Source organism: Candidatus Campbellbacteria bacterium (assembly GCA_024653945.1).
In the GTDB taxonomy this organism is placed as follows: domain Bacteria; phylum Patescibacteriota; class Minisyncoccia; order Phycocordibacterales; family EsbW-18; genus EsbW-18.
On the sequence record JANLIT010000003.1, the window covers coordinates 168641 to 195237 of the forward strand.

Sequence of the window (26597 nt, forward strand, 5' to 3'; positions counted from 1 at the left end):
TAGATAGTATACACGTTTTATACAAAGGCTTGCGCTGGGCGAATGGCTCCCTCACGCCTTCTTTTGAACACAAGAAGTTTAACGATTTCAATAATGGCAAGGTTTAGAGCAGCCGAAACTACGAACAAACCCCAGCCAAATGCTCCCGGTGAAACGACTGAGAGAAGATTCTGGAGAACTGGCACGGTAAGGGTCAACACAAACAAGAGTGTGTTTGTAACGACTGCCCAAAAAAGATACGGGTTGTTGAAAAGTTTGATGCGCCACACTGGCTCCGACAAACTTTTAAGAGACAGTGCGAACACGATTGCACCAAGAGAAAGGACACCGAACATGAGTGTTCGAATGTATTCAATAGAGAAATCAAACGACGATAGAGCTATAAAAATACCAAATGCCAGCGCCCCAGACACAACACCACTTATAAGAATCATCTTCTTCACGTTTGATGAGAGGAGTGTTTTTACTCCCTCACTTTTTGGATTACGTCGTAACACATCACTCTCAACGGGTTCAAACGCAAACGCAAACGACAACACACCTTCCTCAATAATATTGAGCCACAAAATTTGTACTGGCAAAATAGGCAACTGCATGCCCGCAATAATTGCACCGATAATAATCATAATTTCTCCGAAGCTCGTAGAAAGAAGGTGTGTCACCATTTTCTTAAGGTTGTCCATGATGCGCCTTCCCTCTTCAATAGCGGACACAATGATGGAGAAACTATCATGAATGAGAACAAGATCAGATGCCTCTTTAGCAACCTCTGTGCCACTTCCAAGCGCAACCCCGATGTCCGCTGCTTTGAGTGCTGGCGCGTCGTTAATACCATCTCCGGTCATAGCCACCACCTCACCTGCATCCTTCAACACCTTTGCCATGCGCATTTTTTGTAATGGAAGCACGCGAGCAAAGACACTGTGTGTTTGTAGTGCTTGTAATAATTCACTATCTGACATAGGCTCAATCTCTACTCCTGTCAGTACTGCATGTGCGCCATTAATTCCAACGGCTGCCGCGATTGTTGCTGCTGTTTTTTGATTATCTCCCGTAATCATACATACACGTGCACCCGCACTCTGTACGCGCAGTACTGACCCACGTGCATCAAAACGAAGTGGATCTTCGAATGAAATAAGCCCGCCAAATACAAGGGTGTTGAGGACAGTCTCTCGTGTAAGATGTTGTACATCAAACGTGTGTGGGACATCTTTCCACGCAACCGCAATAACACGATACCCCTTCTCACTTTCTCGTTCAAAGAAAGCATGCGTTTCATCTCTCTCTTCCTTTGATAGTTTCTGTTTTCCGTCAGTACCTTGCCATGTTGACGCATGTAGTAAAATTTCTGGAGCTCCCGCAACATACATACGTCTTTTTTTGGTCTCAGTATCAACACGAACATAGGCAGCAAATCGTTCCTTTGAATTAAAAGGTACAGCCCCAACGGTTACGTGCGTATCAAACACAGCGCGTGGAACACCGAGAGCCAGCGCGCTTTCGGTCATAATTTTTTCCATTGGACGTCCATTCACATGTACATCGGTTTCTGTGGATGATTCAAACACAACATCCGATGCGAGCATGCCGAGACGGAGAACGTGCTGTGCAGTACTTCCGAGTGAAAGCGCACCTTCATCTGCCGTGTATACATTTCTAAACGTCATTTCTGCCCGCGTGAGTGTTCCTGTTTTATCAGTCAAAATAAATGTCGTACTCCCCAGTGTTTCAGCAGTTATCATCGTACGCACAAGACCACCTTTTTCAAGTAGTCGTTCCATACCAACGGCAAGTGACACCGCGACCGCAGCGGGTAATCCTTCTGGAATCGCTGATACTGCAACAGCAACAGCGAGCAAGAGCATCGCACTGATAGATTCACCACGAAGTATACCGAGCACAAACACAACTGCCGTTACACCAGCAACCACAATGGAAATGAACCGAGCGAGTTTTGCAATATTTTTTTGAATAGGTGTCTGGTCGTCGCGCGTGGTGAGTAGTTGTTCTGCAATATTTCCCATCGCAGTTGCTGTGCCTATTGTCGTAACAAGTCCACGGGCATTCCCCGAAACCATAGATGTTCCCATCCACACCATATTTTTTTGCTCTGTCAGTGGTGCATTGTAAAAAACAACTTCTGTTGTCTTTTCAACAGGCATAGGTTCACCTGTCAGTGGTGCTTCATTACAAAAAACATCCCGCGCATCAAATAGTCGCGTATCAGCGGGAATCACCTCACCGGCTCGAATAACCACGATATCTCCTGGAACAATCTGCCGTGAAGGTATTCGAACAATACGCCCATCACGAACCACCAACGAAAAACGTTCCTGTGAAGATGTGAGGCGCTCAAACGCTCTGTCTGTTCTTCCCTCTTGGAATACTCCAATGGCAATGTTAATGACAATGGCAAGTGCAATAACAATTGCATCTGTGTATGAGCCCAAAAAAAGAGTCGCCACAAATGCCAGCCCCAGTATAAGAACAAAGGGGCTTTTGAGGTAGCGCCACACTTTTCGAATAAACGACAGCCGAACACCTTTCTCAAAGTGATTTGGTCCAAAGAGTTTTTGACGACGATGTACTTCGTCAATAGACAATCCTTTGGTGGTATCTGCGCCGAGCCATTCGGCAACATCTGCTATTGGGTGTGCGTGCCATGCTCGTGCCTCCATATATGAGGTATGATACCATACTGACTATAACCACTAAGAAAAAATGTATGTCGCTACACACAACTATAAAAGAAGGTATCAAGGACGCCATGCGCGCAAAAGACGCTGTTCGGCTCTCTGTATTGCGCGGGCTTCTTGCTGCATTTGTTAACGAGCTGGTCGTTATGAAGGAAAAACCAGATGGGGAGCTTTCTGATGACGTCGCTCTTACGGTGATTTCTCGAGAAGCAAAGAAGCATAAAGAGTCTATTTCTCAATTTGACGCCGCTGGACGAACAGATTTGTCCGAGGGCGAAAAGGCAGAGCTGGCTATTATTGAAACATTTCTCCCTGCACAAATGAGCCGTGAAGAAATTGTGGCTGTTGTACAGAAGAAAAAAGAAGAACTTAATGCTGATGCATCACAAAAAGGTGTGTTCATTGGCGCTGTAATGAAAGAGCTCAAAGGAAAAGCTGACGGCAAAATTGTGCAAGAAGTGGTGAATGAAATACTGAAGTAGATACTAGAGATTGGAAACTAGATACTAGAAAACCGCGCGAAGTATCGCGCGGTTTTTGTATTTTTTAAATTTCCAGTATCCAATATCTAGTCTCCAGTATCTACCCACCTAGCACTCCTCTCCTGTATTTGTAATACATGTACTGAATGGGATATCCGTTTCTGCATAGCGTGGAAATAATTGCATAAAATAATTCACCACGAAAAGAACCACAAAACTAAACAAGAGAACCATAACAAAACCAAACATGAAGTGAAAAAAACTGTGATTAAAGAGATTCTTCATACTTAGAGGTTCTTCAATTTAAGAACAGAAATGACTGGAAATTGTTTTGCCTGTTTTTCAATGTAGTCCGCTACTTCTTGAGAAAAGACTATATCTGGATTTGTACCAAGACTTTCCTTCATAATCAATCGTGCGCCAACAATATCACCGGCATATAGCGTCACGAGCGCATCCATAACGGGTGTGAGTGGATTTCCCGGAGAAAGCGGTCGTGCCATTTCCACTTCCTGCCGCGCTTCTTCAAGACGATTTTTTCCATACACCGTCTCAACCATAAGCAGGTAGGCATAACTCATGTGTGCGCGGTAATCAGTGGGCATAATTTCAAGATATGTCTTATATACGACACCATACGCATCCAGTTGTTTAAGAACCACACCAAGAACCTCGCCTTGTTTTTCTAGAGCAGTTTTCGGAATAAAATCGAATGACCCACTAATAAGCGAGGCAGACGCAAGGCGCATTGCTTCAAAATTAGACCTTCGCGAAAGTGCTTTTTCAATATGCTCAATTTGCGTGGCGGTATCTTTTGCGTCAAATATCTGGAAGAGCGCCTTTTGACGCCCATACTCTTTTCCTACAAGAACCCAGAAACCAAAAATACCCGCGAGCATAAGTGCCACACCAATACTTTTACTTAAAAGAGCGTACTTTTCGGGAACATTTTTTGACGGTTGTGGTAATGCAACCGTTTCTTTTTCAAGCCAGAGGCCATACCCGAGAAGAATTCCCAGAATGGTGTATGTGCTGACGGTATCAAACGCCGTCTGAAGCTGGAGAAAATGTGCAAATGGAAGAATGGCTAGTAGACATGCTTCCCCATATCCAATCAAACCCACACGATGCGCACAAAATATCGTTCTCAAGAAGAACCCCACAAGAAGAAGTATGCTAAGTGCGCCAAGAATACCAACTGTCACAAGTGTATCAACAACAACGTTGTGTGCGCGGTCAAACCACACCTCTCCGAGGTTCTCTTTACTATAGAGCCGGCTATCAAAATATTGTTCGTGTGCAAAACGGAAGTTTTCAGGACCCCACCCAAGAAGAGGCCGCTCCGCAAATGCACGGAATCCTTCCTCCCACACAATAATACGTGCAGCGGAAGATTGTTCAACATATTTCTCTTGCACAATACTCCCCGGAACAAAAAGAAGACCGATGGCACTAAAGACTCCAACAAAAATAAGAGCGCTCCATACCCACGATGCACGTGCTTTATACGACACAGTGACAAAACGATGGATCAGCATAAGACCCACACAGCACAACACAACGAGAAACATGGTGACACTTGATGCACGAGCGGCGCCAAGTATATTTACAGGATCTGACAGCAAACCGGAAACACCCTGCAATCCTCTCCATATGCGTTCCCCAAAAAGAAGCGGGGAAAGCATCTGTACTACCACAAGCGTTCCAAAAACATAACGTGCTCGTGACCTTTTTTCAGACCTCGTCCACTCAATTGCCGTAACCAAAAGAGCAATAAGTAAATACGCGCCAGCAAATGTTGTGTTTGTAAATGTGAGTCCTTGTATTTCAAAATTGATTGTAAATAAACGTCCAATCACACCCAAACCATTTGCACTAAAATACGTAAGGAGAGCAAAGAGTCCGCTTGAAACAGCAATTGTTCGACGAACCATACTCCAATCACGAACAGTTAACATTTCACTCGCACAAAACGCAAAAAGAGCAACAAATGAGAGAAAGAACAAACCTGAGGAACGAAGGATGTCAGACCATAAAGAGGCTTCTGGAAAAACTCCAAAAAATACTGAGAGATAAAAAAACACTACAGTTACAAAAAGTGCTCCAAGAAGCCAACGTTTTTGTAAGAGAATGGTGTGTTTTTTCAAAACCAGCAGATATGCAGAAAGAAAGAAAATCACAGAAAACACAAAATCAACGAAGAAAAATTTTGCATTTGTCCCACCATACACAAGGTGGCGAGAGACAACAAAAGGAAAAACAAGTATACATAGCGTGGTTATAATTCCCATGAGGCTCATTTTTTGTTGAACATTTTTCACAGGAATATGTTATCACACCAGCACAAAAACCGCCCCTAGACCGAGCGGTTTTTGTTTACATGCAGTAAGTGTGTGGCTTTTCAAACTTTTTTAACTCACTCAATACAAAAACCGCCCCGAGGGGCGGTTTTTGCTATCTACTCTAACTACACGCTAGCAAAAGCTAGATTAGTTGAGAGATACTGGAGTTGTCTTGAAGTCGTCAAGGTCAAACGTATATGTGTTTGCCTTAGCATCTCCAGTGTCAACGTCCCAACCAATTGCCTTAAGAAGCACTTGGAAGATACCTGCGTCTCCAACGTCATCGTTGGTTCGAGCAACAGTGAGTGTAAATTCAGTGTACTCACTGTCTGCTAGCTCAACATCGCCGGTTGCGTCAGTACCACCACCTGTTGTAGAGAAGGTAACGAGGTCTGAAGCATCATCAACAGTTGCTGTGCCACCCAATGTAATGTTGTAGAGGGTTGCGCCAGTTGCATCTGTTTGTGATCCAAGGATAGTTGTGCCAATCGTTGGTGCTGCAGTTGCTGAAACAAAAACTGTTCCATCAAATGCTTCAACGCGGTACTTCAATGTGAATGTACCAACATCGTTGTTTGCACCTGTGCTTTCACTAATATCTTCGTCTGCTGAAACAAAGGTAACAATGATACCGATATCGCGAACTTCTGACGCTGTTCCTGCAACCGTACCTGTCTTGTCACCGTTTATCAAGTCCTCACCTGACTCATCTTCAGCGTCAAAGCTAGCAAGTTCAGTTTGTGTCTCACCAAATGTGGCAAGAACGGTGTCACCTGCTGCTAGGTCACCAGTGTCGGTGATACCAAAGAAGTCTGCTTGAACGAGGAATTCGTAGTCCTGACCTGCATCAAGTGTGAGGTCAAGATTGTCGAAGAGATAGGTTTCAGCTGTACCTACAGCCACACAGTCTGCGTCTTCACCAGTAGCTGCGTTACAGTCATCAGCCATAGATGCTGTTCCGACTTCTTCTCCGTCCATCAAGAGTGTAAGACCGGAGATCATTTCGTCAACGTTGTCTTGGGCTCCTCCCACTGCAATGTTAACAGGAATCGCATCAAGTACGACGTCTGAATCTCCTTCTATCTCTACGTTGAATGAGAGAATGTCCTCATTGTCTGTTGAGTCAGTAGCGTGCACGTTAATAATGTGCGCGTCATTGACAGTGTTTTCATCCGCACCATCAGAAATCTTAAATTCTGTGCTTGCTGCTGCAGCGAACAACTCAAATGAGAAAGTCGTTACAGCCATACCTGGGTCTTCAGAAATAAGAGAACCATCCGCATCCTCAAAGCGAATTTGGCGGAAATCAACGTTCCACTCATCGCCGTCGTCGGCTGTGTCAAGGTTACTTACTCCTGAAAGAGCTACTGTGAGCTCTCCTGTTTCATCTGCGAGGATGATTGCACCATCGTCAAGTGAAACGGTCTTTGTCCAGTCGTTGTCGTCGTTAAACGCATCTGCGTCAACACGTCCAACTTCTTCACCGTCAAGCCAGATTGAGACCTCGTTTGCGTAATCCTCAAAGTCACCTGTAGCTCCCGTACCTTCATTGAAGACGAGGCGAACTGCTGTAAATGCGAGGTCTGACCCTTCGTCAACCTCCATTTCAAGTCCAGCAACTTCTACGTCCTCTTCATCTTCTCCAACTTCTTCGTTGGAAAGACTTGACATGAGGTTATAGTCAGCGACTGAACCTGCGCCACCTTCAAGCACGTTGCTTGATGTGTCATCGTCATCATCATCATCGTCACCTGCTGGAGGTAGTGGTGCGCCACAAACTGATGCGTATTTTGCTCGAGAAATCGCACCGAAGTATCCAGCTGCTGGCATAACACCATTAGCTGTTTGCCATGAAGCAACCGCTGCCTTTGTAATAGGACCAAAGAATCCTGTTGGAGCAACTGCGAACATGCCCTTTTCTGCAAGATAGCTTTGGAGAGCTGAGACGTCAGCACCCGAAACGCCATCTGTAAGATCGCGTGTGAACGCGTAACATCCGATGCTACTTGACGCACCACCCTGTAATTGAGCGATTTGTGCAAGAAGCGCTGTAATCTGCGCCTGGAGTTCGTCTGCTGTTGCTGCTTGTGCCTTAGGAGCAAATCCTCCGGCAACCAATGCAACTACAGCGAGAAGTCCCACCAAGCTGAGTTTTTTAAATAACATATCTAATTCATTTTCTCTCGTTAGAGAGTAATTGATAATCTACTAATAAATGCTTATAACGTTTAACTAACTCCTTCACTCACAACGCCCCACATGGGTGCTGTGCTTAAAGGGTAGCTCACAAGAAGTAGGGGCCGGCTCACGGCTAGTGTCTTACAAAGCGCGTCATTCATTCTGAAAAAGCGTACTGAAATTGTGTGATTTCTGGGTTATGAAATTGTTAAGGAACAATCGTTCTGAAATAACATCCGCCACTGCAATACACCATTATATGTTCACAAGCGTACACTACCAAAGTACTTTGTGGATAACGCAAAATTCTTTGTTGTAGTTGTACCCTTATATTCCCAATTAACGGCTCGTCCACTATACCACGAAACACCTTTCTTTACCAAGTGTTTTGGCACACCCGTGGTCTGATGTGAGTATACACGAAAAATGGCCTGAAGTTACATGTTTGGGGGTGTGTTTAGAGGCCTAGAACAGGCTTCTGTAATTTAGGCCTCGTGGACAAAATACGTTGTCCACCGGCGTTCTCCACGTTTCTCAAGAAGTCCTTGAGATACAAGATCAATGAGATCGCGCTGGATAGTTTTTTCACTGCAGTTAGGAATGTGCTTAGAAATGTCCTTTATCATTACATTTCCTTTTTCTCGCACAACAGAGAGAATCTTGTCCCTTCTTTCATTAACACCTGACTCACCTTTTATTGAATGCTGTTTCTTTTTAAAGACATTTTTTACATGCTTTTCTTGATATCCTTGATTAACAACATGTCCTTTATACATAGCTGGCAGAGGTTTGATTGTAAGTCCACCAGAAAAAAGTGATTCCAGTGAGGAGCTGTGGATATCTGATATCTTTGCATATGTATCAAAAGCAACAATAAGAGACCGGAGCTCTCGTATAAGGATATCCCCATTCATGGGTGAGATGACACCGGAGGAAGAACCAACCTCTATTAAAGACACTGCCTCTTTGGTGGCGCCCATGACGTCAAGGGAAGATACGTTCGTCTTTTTGTCGTTGAGATTTGAGTATGAAGAGATAAAAGACATTATATCAAGAGCTTTTAACCTGAGGCGATTTCTGAGCGGGTCCTGAGTGTCCATGAGACCTGTTACAAGATATATGGCTGTTACTATCTTTTGTGAGTAGGAAGAGATTTCGTCATGAATTCCATTTTTAGGTACAACAGGAAATACTTCCGTTGAAATGTCCTTTTTGTTGTCCTTTTGATGAAACATATGTCTTTTATTCAATGACGTAAGAGACATTCAGAATAATACTCCACCTTGTTTAAAAGACAAGAAGGTCAGGGACAAAACATGTAGCATGAAACATGTAACAAAACCTGACAAGATACGGGGCATACGGAGCGAGCCCCGCCCTATACACAAACCCCTCGCCTGCCTGCCGGCAGGCAGGGAGCCCGTGAGGGCGAGAGCGAGTGCGTCCGCCTTAGGCGGGCGACACGTGTTTGTGGGAGGGCGGGGCGAGCGTAAAGTTATCCACAGGCACTTTTTGCACCCGATCAACACCAGCAACACCGCCGTGGCGTGGTACAATTCGCTTATATGTCAAAGAAAAAAAGAGCAGAAAAGAAGGGGCCCTTCTTCAAACTTGGTCTTCAGGAGGAGACGAGGTATGCGGTACTGTCTGTCATTTTTTGTGTTTTCGGTGTATTCCTTTTACTCTCCGCATTTACGAAGGCAGGTATCGTTGGGGAAAAAGTATTTTCACTTTTTTCAGGCCTCCTTGGTGTTGGCTACTATCTCCTCCCCACCCTCTCCTTTATTCTTGCAATTGGCTATTTCAAAACAGAAAAAGCAAATATTGCATTGACCAACATCATTGGCTCGCTCTTCTTTGTTGCATCGGGCCTCGGCGTTATTGAACTACTTTTTCCACAAAGTGCCGGATATCTTGGTATATGGATTGCACACCCACTCGTGTACTTGTTTGCGACATCGGGAGCAATAGTGGTCCTTGTTGCCCTCTTCTTCATTTCAATTTTAGTGCTTTCAAACACACACCCACTCTCTGTCATTAATGCGTGGAAGAGACGCCGAGATGAAAAGTTGGCAGCGATCGCGCTCGCACAGACCGATGTGAATGCGTCTGTAGCTGCAGTTGAAGAAAAACAATCTCACGAGAAACTGGAGGTAGCATCCCAAGGAGATACATCAAATACATCTGGTGAGAAAAAGGAGGGAGGCCTCTTCTCATTTACAAAAAAGAAAGCGGATGGCGAGCCCGAGTTCTCACCCATATTTGCCACAATGGCAGGAGCGTATATCCCTCCCCCACTTTCTATCTTCTCTAAAGATTCTGGAAAGCCCGGTGTTGGTGACATCAAGGCAAATGCAAACATCATCAAACGCACGTTACAAAACTTTGGCATCGATGTTGCGATGGATGAAATTTCTATTGGACCATCGGTTACTCGATACGCAATGAAACCTGCGGAAGGTGTGCGTCTATCAAAAATTCTTGGACTTCAAAAAAATCTTGAACTTGCACTTGCGGCGCACCCCGTTCGCATTGAAGCGCCGATTCCCGGAAAGGCACTCGTTGGTATTGAGGTGCCTAATTCTGCAAAGACGACCGTTGGTCTTGGAAATCTTCTCTCAACTGAAGAGTACACATCATCTGAACATCGACTCTTTATGACACTTGGTCGTGATGTGGATGGTAAGGCAATCTTTGCAAACCTCGCCAAAATGCCACACATACTTATCGCAGGTACCACAGGTTCGGGAAAATCAGTCACCATTCACGCGCTCATCAATTCCCTCCTGTTCCGCAACGGGCCAAATGTCATGCGTTTTGTGATGATTGACCCAAAACGTGTGGAATTAACGATGTACAACGGCATTCCGCACCTCCTCACCCCTGTTATTACTGACCCGAAAAAAGCTATTCTTGGACTCAAATGGCTTGTGAAAGAAATGGAGCGCCGCTACAACGTTTTGGAAGAGTCAAGGGTGCGCGACATCGCCTCGTATCACAGCACCATTCTCTCTCCTGCCCTTGAAAGATTTAAAGGTGCCAATGAAGAACTTTCTATTGATATGCCCGAGACGATGCCGTATATCATTGTGGTTATGGATGAACTCGCCGACATTATGAGCACCTATCCACGTGAGCTTGAGGCCGGTATTGTTCGTCTTGCTCAAATGTCACGCGCTGTGGGTATTCACCTTATCGTTTCAACACAGCGACCATCGGTAAATGTCATCACAGGACTCATCAAGGCAAATATCCCTGCACGTATTGCCATGCAAGTATCTTCACAGATTGATTCGCGAACCATCCTTGATACGTCGGGCGCCGAAAAACTTCTCGGTGCTGGAGACATGCTCTTTATGTCTGGAGATATGGGTAAACCAAAACGTATTCAGTCCGCATTCATTTCAGAGGATGAGGTAAAGGCCGTGACTGAATTTTTGAGAAAACATGACAACGGAGATACGGACACAGAGCTCTCGCTTGACCTCAACGCTCCGACTACATCGGGAAGTGGCGAGTTTGGTGATGAGGATGAAATAGATGATGACCTCTTTGAGGATGCGCGCGAAACGGTTGTGCAGGCAGGAAAAGCATCAACATCATACTTGCAACGAAAATTGCGCATTGGATATTCTCGTGCGGCTCGTTTAATGGATGTGTTGGAAGAACGCGGAGTTATTGGGCCAGCAGACGGTTCTAAGCCACGCGGTGTACTTGTTGGGAAACTAGGTAGCGAAACAGATTCTAATGAGAGTAATGAATAGATCATGCTCTTGAGACGAACACGAACATATGGTTTTGTCTTACTGGTGGTCGCTCTTTTGGTGTCGTATGCGTACTATGAATCGCGTGCGTACATTCATGGACCACAATTAATTATTACGGCGCCTATTGACGGATTTTCTGTGAAAACGGAAATGCTTACCATTGAAGGAACTGCTACCAACATCACCGCCATAACCCTCAACGACAGACCTATTTTTGTTGACGAGACAGGACATTTTAAGGAAGACGTTTTGCTCATGTCGGGATATAATGTGCTCACACTTGCTGTTACCGACCGGTATGAAAGAAAGAAAGTGCAGTATGTACGTGGTATATACACACCATCTCCCGAAAGCATGTTGGAGGTGGGGTCTAGTACACGTTCTTTGGAAGACGGTGGTACGAGAAGTGAGGAAGATAGTGTTGGAACAAGTAGCACAACAACACTGGAAGCAAATACGACACTTTAGAAAAATTTTATTACCAGCGAGTATACTAATGGCTCATTACACATATATATGGCATTCAACAAAAAACCAAAAGCCCCAAAAGAACTGAAGAAAACCGTTGGACAAATTGAAGACGCACTTAAGCAAATCAAAACAAAATTTGGTGAGGATGCCATTATGATGTTGGGTGCTCGACCACACGTTGATGTTGCGGCAATACCAACTGGATCGCTTTCCCTTGATGCGGCGCTCGGTATTGGTGGTATTCCACGCGGACGCATTGTGGAAATTTATGGACCAGAGTCATCTGGAAAAACGACACTCGCACTCCATATCGTTGCTGAGGCACAAAAATTGGGCGGTGTGTGCGCCTATGTTGATGCTGAACACGCCATGGACCCAGAATATTCAAAACGCCTCGGCGTTAAAATTGATGAACTTCTTATTTCTCAACCGGACTTCGGTGAGCAGGCACTTGAAATCGTAGAGTCCCTCGTGCGCACAGGAAAAATTGATGTGATTGTTGTTGACTCTGTTGCGGCACTTACTCCAAAAGATGAAATTGAGGGCGAGATGGGGGCACAGCACGTTGGTAAGCAGGCACGCCTTATGAGTCAGGCACTGCGCAAACTCACAGGCATTGTTGCAAAGAGCAAGACGGTGGTTATCTTCATCAACCAAATCCGTATGAAAATTGGTGTCATGTTTGGTAATCCAGAAACTACCCCGGGAGGAAACGCGCTCAAATTCTATGCCTCAGTTCGTCTTGATGTTCGACGTATTGCCCAAATTAAAAAAGGTGAGGATGTTGTTGGTGGTCGTGTGCGAGTGAAAGTGGTAAAAAATAAAGTTGCTGCACCATTTAGACAGGCGGAGTTTGACCTTGTCTTTCCAAACGGTATTTCTCGCGAAGGTGAACTCATTGCACTTGGAGAAAAATACAAACTCATTGAAAAAAGTGGTGCATCGTATAAGTACGGCACCGTTGCTCTCGGACGCGGGTATGATGCAACACGACAGTTTCTTATTGAAAACAAGGATATCGCTAAAAAACTCACTAAAGAGATTATGGAGAAATTGAACGGTGTAGAGGAGGTTTAAACTTGCCATTCTATCATTTTTTTGGTACGGTAGGGACGCCCACCCACGCTGAGGTGGGCGTTAACGTGAGATTTTATGCTTACATACAACGAAATCCGCAACGGAAAGGTCATTCTTCTCAACAACGAGCCCTATATAGTGCTCGATTCGCACGTGTTTCGTAAACAACAACGAAAACCGGTTAATGCTACTAAACTGCGAAATCTCATCACGGGAAAAGTGACCGAGTACTCATTCCATGTATCAGAAAAAGCTGAGGAAGCTGAAATTGAAAGTCGACCACTTATTTTTATTTACAACAGTAAGGGACAGTGGTGGTTTCACGCCGTCGGAAAACCAGCAGAGCGCATAACACTTGATGAAAACATACTTGGTGACCAGGGAAAATTTTTGAAAGAAAAAATGGAGATTGTTGGTTTATTTTTTGATGATAAGCCAATTGGTGTCAAACTTCCTATCAAAGTGCAATACAAGGTTGTTGAGGCACCTCCAAATATTCGAGGCAACACATCCCAAGGTGGCAACAAACTCGTCAAACTTGAAACGGGCGCAATGATTAACGTTCCCCTCTTTGTTGAAATGGGAGATGTTATTGAAATCAACACGGAAACTGGCGAATACGTTTCTCGAGTGTAGGGTATTAAAATATCAAATATCAAATATCAAAAAACTCGTCCAATTGGACGAGTTTTTGTTTGAAGTTAAAGCGTGTTTAAAAATTCCAAACGCGAGATGACTGCGTCTCATAGGTATAGATAAGTACAATTAACGCGCGGTTAAAAATTCCAGATACGAGGCACGGGAAAACGAGGAGCACAGGCGTACTTGAAGTACGACGAAGCGACGAGCTGGGGCCCGTAACAAAGTAGATGGAAAATTTTAAGCGCACGTTCGTCTAGCCAGCGATATAAGGGAGTAGTCCCATAAAACGTGCCCGCTTAATCGCAACAGCAAGTTCGCGCTGGTGTGTACCACACACACCCGTATATCGTCGTGTCTTCATACGTGAGTATGGGTTGATGAAACGACGCAACACCTTGATATCTTTGTAATCAATGTGTTTGATGTTTTGTTCTTTAAAAAAGCAACTTTTTTTCATACGAATTTCTCTTATATCTTAAAATGGGATATCTTCTGGATTAATGCCTTCGTCTTGTGCGTCTGGATACTGAATGGTATCTATCGCTGGGGCGTTTTGCTGTTGTGCATTTCCTTTATCTTGAGGACCTGCAAATGATTTTCCTTCTGTTGAAGAGCCACCCGAACGAGGACCAAACTGGACGCGATCTGCAATGACTTCTGTTCGATACTTCTTTGAACCATCCTGCGCATCCCAACTTCGTGTTACCATTCGCCCCTCAACAAACGCTGAAGAACCTTTGCGGAGATATTGAGAAACAGTTTCTGCCTGCTTACCAAACACTACGATATTGTGAAAATCTGTTGACTCTTGCTTGTTACCCTCTTTGTCCTTCCACACACGATTTGTTGCAATACTAAATGTAGACACAGAAGAACCTGATGGGAGCGATTTGAGCTCCGGATCGCGTGTGAGGTTGCCATACAAAAGTGCTTTGTTGATATACATGGTTTTTAAATTCGAAATCCGAATATCGAAATCCGAAACAAATCCGGAGTTTCTAGTTTTAAAGTTTTAAACATTTGAATTTTGGTTATTTGAATTTGTTTCGAGTTTGGTGCTTCGACATTCGTGCTTACACAACCAACTTCTCTATTTCAACATCCATTTGTTCGGTCGTCATTGGAACAACAGCCTCAGCGGTTTCTACTTTCTTTTCTTCATGAAGAATCTCCTTTTCTTCAGGGGCTTTGTGGTCTGTGTGACCCGCGTGAACTGGATGACGAACAACTGGAGCATCGGCGTATGTTTTAACAAGAAGGTGGCGCAAAATGTGTTCATTGCGACGAGTCTCTTCCTTTATCATATGTGCTTGGTCTGGAAGTGCTTCAAAAACAACCCATCCAAAATATGCAGTCGTACAGGTGTGTCGTGTGCGGGCAATATCGCGCACAAGAGGATATGCAAGTGTCATAAGTTGTGGCCATTCCTCACTGATAATCTTGGCACCGTTCTTTTCAAGCATTGCCCGAAGAACGTCTACCTCCTTTGCAAGGCCGGCTTCACCAACCTGAGGCACAATATGAAAGCCCAGCTCGTAGAAACGGCTGTCTGCATCTGTGTCTATTTCAGTTTGTATTTCTTTCTCTTCTACCATAGGCGTCCTAGCGTAGCATATGTTTTTGCCCATCGCAAGAGGGATTTTTGATATCCTTTATCAAAATTTCATATTTCTACTGGGTAGTATGGGATTCTTTACGTGCCCGCATTACAGCACCTCTCCATCAATATGGAATGCCCGAAGGGCATTTTTAGTGAGCATACGAGAACACTCCTCAACCGAAATTCCACGAAGAAGAGCTATTTTTTCAACAACGTAGCACACATAAGGCGGTTCATTACGTTTTCCTCGAAATGGTGCTGGGGCTGCAAATGGAGCATCTGTTTCAGCCATAATCATGTTATCCGGCACAAAGCGAATAACCTCATCATAGTCACTCGCAAATGTAATCGGACCATCAAAAGAAAGCGAGAACCCGAGGTCAAGAAAACGTCGCGCAATAGCAACAGAGCCCGCAAAAAAGTGCACATCTCCTTGTGTCGTGCTTCGTGCTTCATGCTTCGTGCTTTCGAGCAGTGCGAGAATATCTTCATACGCATCCATGGAACCTTTTGATGGTCGTGCATGAATCATCAGCGGAAGCGCGTGCTCACGCGCAAGTTCAATGTGTTGGATAAAAAGTTGTTTTTGTTTTTCTTTGATAGTTGCTATTTGTCCTTCTGGATTATTTTCGGTAATCCGAAAATAATCCAGCCCGCACTCCCCTATCGCAACAACTTTTGGATGCCCGACAAGTTCTGGAAGTCCAGCAAAATCAGCATGCACACCTCCGTGCGCAGGATGGATGCCAACAGTTGCAAAAATATGCTCGTGTTCTCTGGCTAGCGCAATGGAATCTTTAGATGTCTGTATATCTGTCCCAACGGCTATCGTACCAATTCCTGCAACCCTCATGCGCTCTATAATGTCGTCCCTGTCTACGTCAAAATCAGCAAAGGTGAGGTGCGAGTGAATATCAAAAAGAGAATACTGCATGGAGAGCTTACACTTTGTCCACAAGAGCTCGTCGTCTTGAATCCTGTATCAATTCCATGAGAACTGCCGCCAAAGGAACAGAGAGAAGTGCTCCGAGAAATCCTCCGAGTTGCGCCCCTACCACAAGTGCAAGAATAACCACAATTGCTGGAACACCAACAACCTTGTTTACCACAAGCGGATAAATGAGATGATTTTCAAATTGTTGGATGATGACAAAAAGTCCAACAATAAGTAGTGCAAAAGATAAACCTGCTTGTGTATACCCAACCAGCACCGCTGGAATACTTGAGAGAATAGGACCAAACAGAGGGATAACTTCAAACAATCCAGATAGCACGGCAAAGAGAAACGCGTGTTTAACACCAAGAATAGTAAGTCCAAGATACACCAGCACGCCCACCAACAGCATAAGAAGGAGTTGGCCCTGCATCCACTGCCCTATTTTTCGCTGTGAACGTTTCCACAGCTCTAACACATACGCAATATGTGTGTGGGGAGTAATAATCCGCAAAAAGTCGGAGATACCATTTTCTCGAACGGTGAGATAGAACGACAACACAATCATAAGAACAAATGAAAAAACGCCACCAAAAACAGTACTCAGTACACGAAACGCGCCTCCAGGAATAGTGACGAATGAACGCACCGAGGAAAGCAAGTCTCCCGCAGAAAGAGTATTTGAGATGTTTTGAATAACCATTGAGGATTCTGGAACCCCGAGCCCCTCAAGAATGGGACGTGTATCAAGGGAGCCAATGTAATCAGGAATTTGAGAAAGGAAATTTGCTGAGTCGCTCAGAAGTGATGGCAACAGAAAGTAGATAAGTCCGGAAAGCGTTATGGCAATGATGAGATAAATAATGACCACCGCAAGTGTTCGTGGAAAATGATACTTCATAAACCACTTCGCGGCTGGTTCAATCGCTGATGCAATTACAACCGCAGTAAGCACCACCAAAACAATATCTTTTAAAAGATAGAGCACATACACCCCCACAAGAATAAGGAGAACTTTTAACACAGAAAGAGTGTCTATCGAAAATCGAACATTTTGTGTTTCCATATTTAAAAAGTATACCCCGCACTACGCTTTTTTCCAAAGCGTAGTGCGGGGTATACCACAGGAAACCCTAACGAAAAGGGTGCCTCTTATTCAACAACACGACTCCATGTCCCCTCAAAACCTGGGTCTGAATTCAAATTAGTGTTCACCTCGGGCGCCGTGTCTCCAACAGTGCCTCCGACAGCGCCATCTGTTGCTGACAACGTTGCATCCTCTATAAGAATTGGAACCGTGCCTATTTGAGTTGCTGATGGAGTTAACCCGACCTGGAACGCAACGGTCTTTGCTGGAGTACTAAAACCAGTTCCCGCACGAATTTTTCCAGGACTCCACACCACTTCTTTTGTAGAACTTTCAAATGTAATATCTTCTGAACTTGGGCTTGTGACATTCTCCCACGACACATATGCAGGAAGCACCGCTCGCACCTCTGTCTTTGTGAGATCGTTGACCGAGTTTGCTATTGACCAGATAATTGTGTACGTCGTTTTTTGTTCAACAGCGGGTGGCACTGGACCGGAGTTTTCTAGTGGACCAATGGTGCGCACTGCTATGCTTTCCAAACGCACATCGGAGGCAACATGAATAATCTTCGTGGTGTCTGATCTCACTTCCTCTGGAGTCTCGCCTTCTGAAACTGCTGTTGCAGTAAATGCAAGGGCGAGGGTAATTTCTGGATCAATTCGTCCCGAACCAGATGCGTCAGTAGAAAGAATATCAAAAGAGAAAGACACCTTTCCTTGTGAGCCCGAGTCAATGGTTTTTAAGGAATGGGTATCAATTTTATTCCACGTAATAGTATTCTTCGACGAGTTATAAAAACCGTCCGCAGATGTAACTCTTTTCTCGTTGACCGCCTCTCCTTCAAGGGTAACCACTATCACTCCGTCAGTAAGTTGTGTTGAAAGATTGTTATTCCATGTAATGTCTACTTTTGCAGTCCGGCCTGGGTACATGGTGACTGAATCATCCGAACTTCCATTAATAACCATACTGGTATCAATAAATGAGCGTGCAACCTGTATTGTGTGATCTATTTGTGCAAATACTGCACCTAATTTTGTCGTGTCACCCGCAGTTGCAATACCCGAACTAAACCTAAAAATACGATCTTCTTCATCTTGACCAGAGAGTGTGCCCCGTATCTTAATGGTTCGTTTCCCTTTTGGCTCAATATCGCCAAGCGACCATGTGGTGTCACTGAATGTTGCATCTGGACTGGCACTTACAAATGAAAATCCGAAGGGATAATTTGCAGCAACGACAACATCCTCAAGGATAATCGAGGTGTTTGAGGTCACATCTAACGTCAGTTCAATATCTTGTCCAGAATTGATAGATTTTGGTGCGCTGACTTTGAGCGTCAACGGGCTTGCGCCGATACGCACAGAAAAACTACTTTCTTTAGAGAAGATGGCACTTGAACCTGCAACGCGATATTCAAGACTCACAATAATCTTTTGCTCGCTTCCCTCTTCGCTAAATAAAATAGCCTTGGTAGTTGTTGAAACATGTCCACCTGACGGAATGGTCCCCAGAGATGCACGATATCGATACAGTTCTGTCGTCACGTCGTCTGGTACGCGTGTTCCTGGTGGATATTCGATTAATAAATCTGCCAGCTGTAGTGCTGTTGCATTTGTATTACGAACCTCTATGGCGAGTGGGAGTATTTCTCCCGCCGCAGCGACAACTGGTCCTGTTACAATAATTTCTATTTTGTTGGCAGATACAAGGTTTCTATCTCCACTAAAGAAGAAGAAGGCTGCAAGGAGAGATGCGAGAAAAAAAATGATTGCCCCGACAAAAAACCATTTTACTGGTGTGTGGTGGCGAGAAATTTTTGACATAATAATTGAGGGTTGGTGTGTCTGTTCATGGAAAAAATCACTCGGTACCTCGCCAAATCTTTCCTCATGAAACCCGGCACGGTGTAGTTCTGACAACGATTCATGTCCTGGGGTGTTGAGTTTTTTTGACAAGGACTCTATCGGACTATCATTGTCTGTAATGGGTTCTTTCATGCTTTCAGTATAACGTAACAACTAATCACTGACCACGTATATTTAGGAAAACTCTTCTTTTTATTCCTTACATACCAGCCACTACATACTACTTTCTACTTACTACCCTACTTTATATGTAATCAAACTCTCGAAACACCGTCCGAAAGAGATCGATAACACGTTTTACTTCTCGATGTGTGAGGATGAAGTCAGATCCTTGGTGTGCAATTCGATTACGGATTTTGTGTGCCTCCCACGCTTCATCAAGTGTTGTGAAGTCACTTTTTTCTATTGCTTTGAGCCGGTCCCCGAGCGTTTGTCCATCATATCCCATACTGATGAGTAGCTCTTCAAGAAGAACATCTGCTTCAATAATAGCAATACGCCAATCTCCAGGATTTTCCGACGCAGTAAGTTTTTCTACCTGCTCCCAACGTTCATTGTGTGAAGTAATGTCTTCCCCTACGAGTTTCTTTTCAAGCGCCCGCATATCTTCTTTGTGTTTTTTTATAATGTGCTGCCACTTCCTCCACGAATACAGCGCTAGAAGTAAACCTAGAAGCGTAACACTGCCTGAAACCCACAAAAATATAGAACGAACACTCCCCATCCATCCTGAAACTTGTTTTTCTAGACTACGGGCGTACACCCACCCATCAGGATTTGATTCAAAATCAACATTAAAAAGAACATCACTTCCATACAGCACTGGCTTTGAAATAAGCACTCCAACAGCACCTTTTTCGTGAATACCGAGAATGCGGTCGAGTATTGAGGACGCCCACACATCAACTCCCTCTTTTGTGTTTACACGTACACCTTCAGGGGTGTACTCATCTACTTTTGACGAAAAAGTAAAAAGTACACTGCGCACCCAGGTATCGGGCTTAAATTGGCCACCACCCGCAAACCGATTTTGTAAAACACCTAAAAAGAACATGACACAAAACAATGCAACAAGAATGCCAACAATGGTGTTTGTAGCATTTGGCGCCGGTGGTGGCGCGCTTGGTTTTTTTCCTCCTTTGTCTTTTGGTTTGTCGGCCATATGTGGTAAATAGTATGTGGTAGCTGGTATGTAGGATGTGATATGTAGTATGTAGAGATGCTATTTCTCGCCTAAAAACTTTTTACCAACCGAAAATAAACGTGATTCACCCATATGCGGAGCAATAATCTGAAGTCCGAGCGGAAGTTCAACACCGTCTTCCAGAACTTTTCCTGATGGCACTGACATCGCGGGCATACCTGTGTGATTTGATGAAACAGTGAAGATATCCTCAAGATACATCGCAACTGGATCATTCACCTTGCTTCCGATTTTGAACGCCGGACCAGCTGTTGTTGGTGTCACAATGACATCACACTTCGTGAATGCGTTCACAAAGTCTTGTGTAATACCGCGTCGCACAGCATTCGCCTTGTTATAGTATGCATCGTAATAGCCAGAGGACAACACATAGGTGCCAATCATAATGCGTCTTCGTGGTTCAGGACCAAATCCTGCACCGCGTGTTTTGAAGTAATCCGCAATCAAATCATCACCATCGGTGTGCAAACCATATTTTACACCGTCAAAACGCGCGAGGTTTGAAGATGCCTCAGCGGGCAAAATAACGTAATACGTCGGCACAGAATATTTTACAAGTGGAAGCTCAATATCAACAAGTTCGTATCCGAGGTCTTTCAGTTTTTTAAGTGCGGCATCGAAATTCGCTCGTACATCATCGCGAAGTTTGTTCTCATCTAAGAATGTGCGCGGTACACCTATTTTTTTCACTTCCGTTGGAACACTTGGATAATCAGAGGCATCAACTGTTGTTGCATCCATGGTGTCTTTACCAGAAATTGTTTCAAACACAGCTTCAACGTCGCCAACCGTTTTTCCAAATGGACCAATCACATCAAGTGATGAACCGAGAGCAATCAAACCGTGACGCGATACACTTCCATACGTCGGTTTTAGACCAACAAGACCACACAATGCCGCTGGCTGTCGAATAGAACCTCCTGTATCAGAACCAAGAGACACAAGTGCACCACCCATCACCACAGCAGCTGCAGAACCTCCTGATGAGCCTCCGGGAACGCGTGATGTATCAAGTGGATTTTTTGTCGGACCATATGCAGACTGCTCGGTTGAACTTCCCATCGCAAATTCATCCATGTTTGCTCGTCCAACAATTACGGCTCCTGCAGTTTTTAATTTTGCAACAGCGGTTGCATCATACGACGCAATATATCCTTCTAAAATCTTTGAACCGGCAGTTGCTGTTTTTCCTACCATACACATGTTGTCTTTCAAAACAATTGGAATTCCTGTGAGTGCCGTTGCTTTCCCTTCCACAATCAGTGCATCTGCTTTTTTTGCCTGCTCTCGTGCATCAGTAAATACTTCAAGAAATGCGTGAATTTCTCCATCTTTTGCTTTGATGTTGGCGAGACACGCGTCCAGAAGTTCCACCGCAGTGAATTCTTTTGCATTCAATTTCTTTCGTACCTCCACAATTGATAATTTCGTCACATCTATCGTCATAGAATATTTTTTACCTTCACAAAGTTGCCTTCGCGAGTAGGCGCATTATTCAAAAGTGCTTCAGTGTATACCCCACTTTCGTGCGGATGTGCGTCTTCACGAAGCACATTATGTGGCACACCGACCGATGTGTGGTCATCCAAGTTCACCTTGGCGCCCTTGAGCTCGTCCACAAACGCAATAATGGCGTCCATGTCTTTTGCCAAGGATTCTTTTTCACCTTCAGGAAGCTCTATACGGGCAAGTTGTGCAAGTTTTTCAATATCTGCTTTAGAAATACTCATGTCTGTATTGTACCAAATATGTGAAAACCCCGCCCTGCGCGAACGCAAAGGCGGGGTGAACTTGAGAACTACACGGTCATCTTAGGCGACCTTGCGAACGACCAGGACTTAGTTGTTGAGTTGCTACTACCTGCGGAGACCGGCGGGCTCGCGGTAATTCCACCTGTCATTGAGCCAGCGCCAGGACACGCTCGGCTGTTTGACACCGCAGTCCATGTATGGGACATGGAGCTCGTCTTCGTCGTCGCGGACGACCGAGGCCCAGCCATAGACCACCTTTCCGCGCCAATCGGCGGGGATGCAGTTGGGATTCGCCTCATACCACTTCAGGTCACCGAACGACAGCGATCGCCCGAGAAGATCCACCGCCCTGAGACCGGCGTACACCTCGTGACCAGTCGGCCTGTTGCTGGTCGGCTGCCGCAGGTCGAGCCAGATACCGGTCTCGCCGGGATCGCGAAGCGTTGGCGCCTCGAGCCCCGGCGTGAGGTGCTTGCGCACCCAGTTGGGGTACTCGAGCACCGACCTCTTCACCACCTCGACGATGCGGATTGTCTTCCCCTGCCTGATTGCCTCGAGGGCAATCGGAATGACGGCATCAGGACCCTGGAGACCTCTCTCCTGAAAAACCTTGGCCGTAATTCCTACAGCACGTGCCTGTCGTGCAACCTCTCGTCCTTGTCCGTCTGTTGCGAGCGCACCCTGCTGTCTTGGCATAGGAAGCTCCTTTCGTGTGTGGTCACCACAAGCATCAGCCCGAATGGCCGTGCGCCGTGGTATCCGGTTGGTCCTACCTTAAGAGCATTCGATAGAACAATACGCCCCTTGGAGTTTCTGTCAATATTTGGGAATATTTTTTTAATTGGGATTTGAAGATTATTTGTACCATGACATACTATAGTTAGATTTGTTTGGAAAGGAGATGTATATGTGTCGACACAAGACACGCAAACCAGCTACCAAAGGAAGGCGCAAACTGACACCCCTCAAGCCTGTGAGGATCAAATTCGAAGACTGGCCGGAATACGAGAAAAAGGCACTTGAAGAAATCGACCGTTCGGAGAGACGTCCTCAGGGCCCGAGAGGCAACCCCATCATCAACGTCTGACTTCTTTTTTCCTCCCCTTGTGGGAGGATTTTTTATGAAAGAATATTTTTGAACTCGCTTTCAGAAATAATTTTCACGCCAAGTTTCTGGGCGTCCGCGAACTTAGTTCCTGGGTCAGACCCCGCAACAACATAGCTCGTATTTTTTGAAACGGAACTTGAAACTATTCCACCATTCGCGCGAATTAGCCCCTTGGCTTCGTCACGTGAAAGTGTTGCGAGTGTCCCGGTCAGCACAAATGTTTTACCCGAAAGCTTGGTAGCTTGTAGCTTGTAGCTTGTAGCTTCCACAGTAACGTACCTTAAAAGTTTTTTGAGAAGTTTTTTGTTCTCCGCATTCCTAAACCATTTGTATACCGATTGCGCCACAATCTCCCCCACCCCATCAAGTGCTTCTAGTTCCTCTCGTGATGCACTTTGTATTTTTTCTAACGTTTTAAAATGCTTTGCAATATCAATTGCCGTTTCTTCACCGACGTGTTCAATGGAAAGTCCAATCAACAATCGCGCAAGTGATACTTTTTTTGCTTTTTCAATTGATGTAATCAAATTATCTGCGGATTTTTCTGCAAATCTCGGCAAACTTAACAAATCTCCTTTGGTAATCGTAAAAATATCCGCAAAATCAGAAATAATCCCATTCTCTAAAAATACTTTTACCTGCTCCTTTCCTAGACCATCAATGTCAAAGGCGTGCTTGCCGACAAAATGTTCAAATCGTCTTTTGTTTTGCACAAACGAACCCGCGTATTTGCACTTCCATGCAGCTTGTCCGACAACACGTTCAACTGAACCATCTCCGCCACACAAGGCAACGTGTGTTGGAAACTTCCACACTTTTTCTTTTCCCGTACGTAAATCCTTGAGAACCTGAACAACCTCAGGAATAACGTCTCCTGCACGTTGCAAAACCACCGTATCGCCAATACGAATGTCTAAATCCCCTATAAAATCCTCATTATGAAGCGTTGCTCGAGAGACAGAGGCACCTCCCACAAAAACGGGTTTTAAGTGCGCTACGGGCGTTAAAACACCTGTACGGCCAACCTGTAACACAATATCTTCAACAATGGTTGTTACCTGTTGTGCTGGAAACTTATACGCAACGCCAAAGCGCGGTGCTTTTGCGGTAAAACCAAGGGAGCGTTGGAGTTCTTTTTCATTCACTTTAATCACCACCCCATCAATGTGATACGGCAACGATGAGCGTTTTTGTAGAGCATCTTTGTAATATGTTTCAATATCATCGACACCTGTGCATAATTGGTGAAAAGGATTTACAGCAAATCCAAGACGTTTCAGTGTTTGTAGTTCTTCGATTTGGGTCGGTGTGTCTTGAGAAGAAATTTTCTCAATATCATAGATGAACGTTTCTAGTTTGCGTGAAGCGGTAACGTCCGCATCAAGTTGGCGCAAAGAGCCCGCGGCAGCATTTCGAGTATTTACAAAAGGCGGTTCTCCATTTTTTTCTTTTTCAAGATTGATGCGGTGCAATTCTTTTTCAGCAAGCCACACCTCTCCGACTGCAATAATGTCAATGGGTTTCTTGAGTGTCTGCGGAATAGACGAAATTACGCGAGCCGAGTGTGTAATATTTTCTCCAATTTCTCCATCACCTCGTGTTGCAGCAAGAATCAATGTACCTTTCTTGTACGTGAGCACCACCTTGAGTCCATCAATTTTAAGTTCCGCACAATAGGTTGGTTTTTGTTTCACTCCTTCTTTTTCAAGGAATCGCTTAACTTTCGCATCCCACTCCACAAGTTCATCGTGCGAGAACACGTTGTCAAAAGAATACTGCGAAACCTCATGTCGTACTTTTGCAAACGCCTCTGATGCGGTACCTCCCACTTTTTCTGTTGGTGTGTCGGCAACTTTTAGTTCCGGATATTTTTGTTCTAACAACAAAAGTTCACGCACAAGCGCATCGTACGCTTCGTCACTGATTTCAGGAGCATCAAGCTCGTGGTACAAACGACCGTGTTTGCGCACCTCGGAGAGAAGTTTTTGGTACTTTTTTTGAACGTGGACAGGGGCCATATCACCCCATTGTACCTTGAAAACAGGAGAGGTTCGACCCCAATAGCGTAAGGTCGAACCTTACGGAAGAGTTTTAATACGTCGCGTGAAGTGCGCGTTCAAGACGACGATTACTATTTGGTACACACGTGTTATATCCACGAGAATTGATTTCCGTGCTGGAATTATCTACCGCAATAGCTCTTTTCGTTACCTCAACAAGAGCACAAGTGCCATCATCAAACGATATATCAAAAAATGTTATTGATTCATCAAGAGGCTCCTCGCCGAGAATAATCTTCCAATTCCCATCTCCGCCCGCTGGCACCCAACCTGTTGTTCCATCTTCTCTAATAGTTGTCTCATTAATGATTGTGCCTGCACACGTCAGTGGAATGCCATCGTCTTCTATAGAAGCAACTGGAGGCACAAACATATTGTTTGAGGTCCCTGAAAACAGTGCCGTAATCTCGTCTGAAGAAAGTTCCCGATTGTACACACGCACATCATCAAGTTCTCCGTTAAAGTATGCATCTCCTTCAACAAAAGGCAGCCCAAGGGTAAGTTGTGGTGCGGGTAAGCTTACAAAATTTGCTGGTGTGGTTCCAAGTGATTCATTGTTTACATATACCGCAAGACTTGTTCCGTCATACGTCACAACAACATGATTCCACCCAAGTCCAAGGGGCTTCGTCGCTATTGGTGTTTCTTCCCACCCACTCACCTGCAATATCCCGTCGGTATCAATAAGCCACTGGTGACCTTTGCCAGTATCACCAAGAAGAAGCACCCACTCATTTTGACCTTTGACCATAGGTAATCCGTTCACTTTTACCCGCGCACTAATAGTGTGTTCATTATCAGTTCCAAGAGAGAGTTTGTTATTAGTATTAAAAAAATCATCCACACCATCAAATGGGAGTGCGAGGCCAATTTGCCCATCCGTTCTTGTTATTTTGTCGTTAAGAGTACCATCATTCCCTTGTCCGCTACTATCAAATGCCTTGTCAAGATTTGAATCCACCACTTCCTCAAACCGCCAATAGCCGACGAGTCCACTGGCAAGCGAGTCACCATAAAATCCGAATGCTGGCGCACCACTACCGTCGTGCACATAATCCCAGTAGAGGGCACATTCAAGAGCTGAATCTGCGGCATAAAAAGCACCCTCTGATTCACGAACGCCTGAAGTTAAAATAAACTCTTTGTACGTAATATTAAAAATAGCAAGCCCAATGGAAAGCAGGAGCGACGAAATAAGCATTGCGTAGAAAAGAGTGAACCCGCGTGAATAGTAGGAAGTAGTAGGTAGTACGAAGTATGGGAACTTCTTTTTTTGTATTGTGTTGTTGTTTGTATTTTTCATTTTTCTTTTTTGCCTTCTACT

At 44.7% G+C, this 26597-nt stretch carries 22 protein-coding genes; 5 read left to right on the plus strand and 17 right to left on the minus strand.

Annotation, left to right across the window (positions count from 1 at the left end):
* Nucleotides 1-17 precede the first annotated feature (17 nt).
* Entirely contained in the window at nt 18-2681 is a 2664-nt protein-coding gene (locus NUW02_02715; protein MCR4274934.1) for an HAD-IC family P-type ATPase, read from the minus strand.
* 47 nt (nt 2682-2728) lie between these two features.
* On the opposite strand from NUW02_02715, the gene NUW02_02720 reads away from it, so the two are divergent.
* Nucleotides 2729-3181 carry a GatB/YqeY domain-containing protein gene (locus tag NUW02_02720; GenBank protein MCR4274935.1) on the plus strand — a complete coding sequence of 151 codons (453 nt, stop codon included), beginning with the start codon at nt 2729-2731 and terminating at the stop codon, nt 3179-3181.
* A 108-nt stretch (nt 3182-3289) separates the two neighbouring features.
* Here the strand turns inward: NUW02_02720 and NUW02_02725 are convergent, their stop codons facing one another.
* The 4 genes from NUW02_02725 to NUW02_02740 all read right to left on the minus strand — a co-directional run bounded on the left by NUW02_02725 (nt 3290) and on the right by NUW02_02740 (nt 8936).
* On the minus strand, nt 3290-3466 hold the full coding sequence (locus tag NUW02_02725) for a hypothetical protein (GenBank protein MCR4274936.1): 177 nt from the start codon (nt 3464-3466) through the stop codon (nt 3290-3292).
* A gap of 2 nt (nt 3467-3468) precedes the next feature.
* The gene (locus NUW02_02730; GenBank protein MCR4274937.1) at nt 3469-5502 is read right to left on the minus strand and encodes an O-antigen ligase family protein; all 2034 of its coding nucleotides are present in this window, start codon (nt 5500-5502) and stop codon (nt 3469-3471) included.
* A 168-nt stretch (nt 5503-5670) separates the two neighbouring features.
* A complete protein-coding gene (locus NUW02_02735; GenBank protein MCR4274938.1) occupies nt 5671-7689 on the minus strand; it encodes a peptidoglycan-binding protein in 2019 nt (672 codons plus the stop codon).
* A gap of 497 nt (nt 7690-8186) precedes the next feature.
* Nucleotides 8187-8936, minus strand: a complete 750-nt coding sequence (locus tag NUW02_02740; GenBank protein MCR4274939.1) for a DeoR family transcriptional regulator — start codon at nt 8934-8936, stop codon at nt 8187-8189.
* A 330-nt stretch (nt 8937-9266) separates the two neighbouring features.
* Between NUW02_02740 and NUW02_02745 the strand changes: the two genes are divergently transcribed.
* The 4 genes from NUW02_02745 to NUW02_02760 all read left to right on the plus strand — a co-directional run bounded on the left by NUW02_02745 (nt 9267) and on the right by NUW02_02760 (nt 13652).
* Complete coding sequence (locus tag NUW02_02745) at nt 9267-11465, plus strand: DNA translocase FtsK (GenBank protein ID MCR4274940.1); 2199 nt, start codon at nt 9267-9269, stop codon at nt 11463-11465.
* Between the two features lie 3 nt (nt 11466-11468).
* Nucleotides 11469-11936 (plus strand): hypothetical protein, encoded by a 468-nt coding sequence (locus NUW02_02750; protein ID MCR4274941.1) that lies wholly within the window; start codon nt 11469-11471, stop codon nt 11934-11936.
* Between the two features lie 48 nt (nt 11937-11984).
* Nucleotides 11985-13016 (plus strand): recombinase RecA, encoded by a 1032-nt coding sequence (gene recA, locus NUW02_02755; protein ID MCR4274942.1) that lies wholly within the window; start codon nt 11985-11987, stop codon nt 13014-13016.
* A gap of 75 nt (nt 13017-13091) precedes the next feature.
* Nucleotides 13092-13652, plus strand: coding sequence for an elongation factor P (locus tag NUW02_02760; protein ID MCR4274943.1), 561 nt, complete (start codon nt 13092-13094; stop codon nt 13650-13652).
* A 259-nt stretch (nt 13653-13911) separates the two neighbouring features.
* Here NUW02_02760 and rpsR read toward each other — a convergent pair whose 3' ends face one another.
* The 12 genes from rpsR to NUW02_02820 all read right to left on the minus strand — a co-directional run bounded on the left by rpsR (nt 13912) and on the right by NUW02_02820 (nt 26576).
* Complete coding sequence (gene rpsR / locus NUW02_02765) at nt 13912-14115, minus strand: 30S ribosomal protein S18 (GenBank protein MCR4274944.1); 204 nt, start codon at nt 14113-14115, stop codon at nt 13912-13914.
* 18 nt (nt 14116-14133) lie between these two features.
* Nucleotides 14134-14604, minus strand: a complete 471-nt coding sequence (locus NUW02_02770) for a single-stranded DNA-binding protein (protein ID MCR4274945.1) — start codon at nt 14602-14604, stop codon at nt 14134-14136.
* 127 nt (nt 14605-14731) lie between these two features.
* Nucleotides 14732-15253, minus strand: a complete 522-nt coding sequence (locus NUW02_02775; GenBank protein ID MCR4274946.1) for a 30S ribosomal protein S6 — start codon at nt 15251-15253, stop codon at nt 14732-14734.
* A gap of 111 nt (nt 15254-15364) precedes the next feature.
* Nucleotides 15365-16192: a TatD family hydrolase gene (locus tag NUW02_02780; GenBank protein MCR4274947.1), complete on the minus strand. Its 828-nt coding sequence runs from the start codon at nt 16190-16192 to the stop codon at nt 15365-15367.
* 7 nt (nt 16193-16199) lie between these two features.
* The gene (locus NUW02_02785) at nt 16200-17258 is read right to left on the minus strand and encodes an AI-2E family transporter (GenBank protein ID MCR4274948.1); all 1059 of its coding nucleotides are present in this window, start codon (nt 17256-17258) and stop codon (nt 16200-16202) included.
* 86 nt (nt 17259-17344) lie between these two features.
* Nucleotides 17345-19282 carry a DUF11 domain-containing protein gene (locus NUW02_02790; GenBank protein ID MCR4274949.1) on the minus strand — a complete coding sequence of 646 codons (1938 nt, stop codon included), beginning with the start codon at nt 19280-19282 and terminating at the stop codon, nt 17345-17347.
* A 112-nt stretch (nt 19283-19394) separates the two neighbouring features.
* Nucleotides 19395-20312: a hypothetical protein gene (locus tag NUW02_02795; GenBank protein ID MCR4274950.1), complete on the minus strand. Its 918-nt coding sequence runs from the start codon at nt 20310-20312 to the stop codon at nt 19395-19397.
* A gap of 60 nt (nt 20313-20372) precedes the next feature.
* Entirely contained in the window at nt 20373-21788 is a 1416-nt protein-coding gene (gatA, locus tag NUW02_02800; GenBank protein ID MCR4274951.1) for an Asp-tRNA(Asn)/Glu-tRNA(Gln) amidotransferase subunit GatA, read from the minus strand.
* Nucleotides 21789-21796: 8 nt separating this feature from the next.
* On the minus strand, nt 21797-22084 hold the full coding sequence (gene gatC, locus NUW02_02805) for an Asp-tRNA(Asn)/Glu-tRNA(Gln) amidotransferase subunit GatC (GenBank protein MCR4274952.1): 288 nt from the start codon (nt 22082-22084) through the stop codon (nt 21797-21799).
* 126 nt (nt 22085-22210) lie between these two features.
* The gene (locus tag NUW02_02810) at nt 22211-22801 is read right to left on the minus strand and encodes a hypothetical protein (protein ID MCR4274953.1); all 591 of its coding nucleotides are present in this window, start codon (nt 22799-22801) and stop codon (nt 22211-22213) included.
* Between the two features lie 423 nt (nt 22802-23224).
* Nucleotides 23225-25231: an NAD-dependent DNA ligase LigA gene (ligA, locus tag NUW02_02815; GenBank protein MCR4274954.1), complete on the minus strand. Its 2007-nt coding sequence runs from the start codon at nt 25229-25231 to the stop codon at nt 23225-23227.
* A gap of 73 nt (nt 25232-25304) precedes the next feature.
* Nucleotides 25305-26576 (minus strand): hypothetical protein, encoded by a 1272-nt coding sequence (locus NUW02_02820; GenBank protein ID MCR4274955.1) that lies wholly within the window; start codon nt 26574-26576, stop codon nt 25305-25307.
* Nucleotides 26577-26597 lie beyond the last annotated feature (21 nt).

Coding starts and splice junctions, on each gene's coding strand:
- NUW02_02760 (MCR4274943.1), top strand. CDS start 13,092: ATGCTTACATACAACGAAATCCGCAACGGAAAGGTCATTCTTCTCAAC.
- NUW02_02745 (MCR4274940.1), top strand. CDS start 9,267: ATGTCAAAGAAAAAAAGAGCAGAAAAGAAGGGGCCCTTCTTCAAACTT.
- NUW02_02725 (MCR4274936.1), bottom strand. CDS start 3,466: ATGAAGAATCTCTTTAATCACAGTTTTTTTCACTTCATGTTTGGTTTT.
- recA (MCR4274942.1), top strand. CDS start 11,985: ATGGCATTCAACAAAAAACCAAAAGCCCCAAAAGAACTGAAGAAAACC.
- NUW02_02770 (MCR4274945.1), bottom strand. CDS start 14,604: ATGTATATCAACAAAGCACTTTTGTATGGCAACCTCACACGCGATCCG.
- NUW02_02735 (MCR4274938.1), bottom strand. CDS start 7,689: ATGTTATTTAAAAAACTCAGCTTGGTGGGACTTCTCGCTGTAGTTGCA.
- NUW02_02715 (MCR4274934.1), bottom strand. CDS start 2,681: ATGGAGGCACGAGCATGGCACGCACACCCAATAGCAGATGTTGCCGAA.
- NUW02_02790 (MCR4274949.1), bottom strand. CDS start 19,282: ATGAAAGAACCCATTACAGACAATGATAGTCCGATAGAGTCCTTGTCA.
- NUW02_02720 (MCR4274935.1), top strand. CDS start 2,729: ATGTCGCTACACACAACTATAAAAGAAGGTATCAAGGACGCCATGCGC.
- NUW02_02795 (MCR4274950.1), bottom strand. CDS start 20,312: ATGGCCGACAAACCAAAAGACAAAGGAGGAAAAAAACCAAGCGCGCCA.
- rpsR (MCR4274944.1), bottom strand. CDS start 14,115: ATGAAAAAAAGTTGCTTTTTTAAAGAACAAAACATCAAACACATTGAT.
- ligA (MCR4274954.1), bottom strand. CDS start 25,231: ATGGCCCCTGTCCACGTTCAAAAAAAGTACCAAAAACTTCTCTCCGAG.
- NUW02_02740 (MCR4274939.1), bottom strand. CDS start 8,936: ATGTTTCATCAAAAGGACAACAAAAAGGACATTTCAACGGAAGTATTT.
- NUW02_02750 (MCR4274941.1), top strand. CDS start 11,469: ATGCTCTTGAGACGAACACGAACATATGGTTTTGTCTTACTGGTGGTC.
- NUW02_02785 (MCR4274948.1), bottom strand. CDS start 17,258: ATGGAAACACAAAATGTTCGATTTTCGATAGACACTCTTTCTGTGTTA.
- NUW02_02810 (MCR4274953.1), bottom strand. CDS start 22,801: ATGCCAAGACAGCAGGGTGCGCTCGCAACAGACGGACAAGGACGAGAG.
- gatC (MCR4274952.1), bottom strand. CDS start 22,084: ATGAGTATTTCTAAAGCAGATATTGAAAAACTTGCACAACTTGCCCGT.
- NUW02_02820 (MCR4274955.1), bottom strand. CDS start 26,576: ATGAAAAATACAAACAACAACACAATACAAAAAAAGAAGTTCCCATAC.
- NUW02_02775 (MCR4274946.1), bottom strand. CDS start 15,253: ATGGTAGAAGAGAAAGAAATACAAACTGAAATAGACACAGATGCAGAC.
- NUW02_02780 (MCR4274947.1), bottom strand. CDS start 16,192: ATGCAGTATTCTCTTTTTGATATTCACTCGCACCTCACCTTTGCTGAT.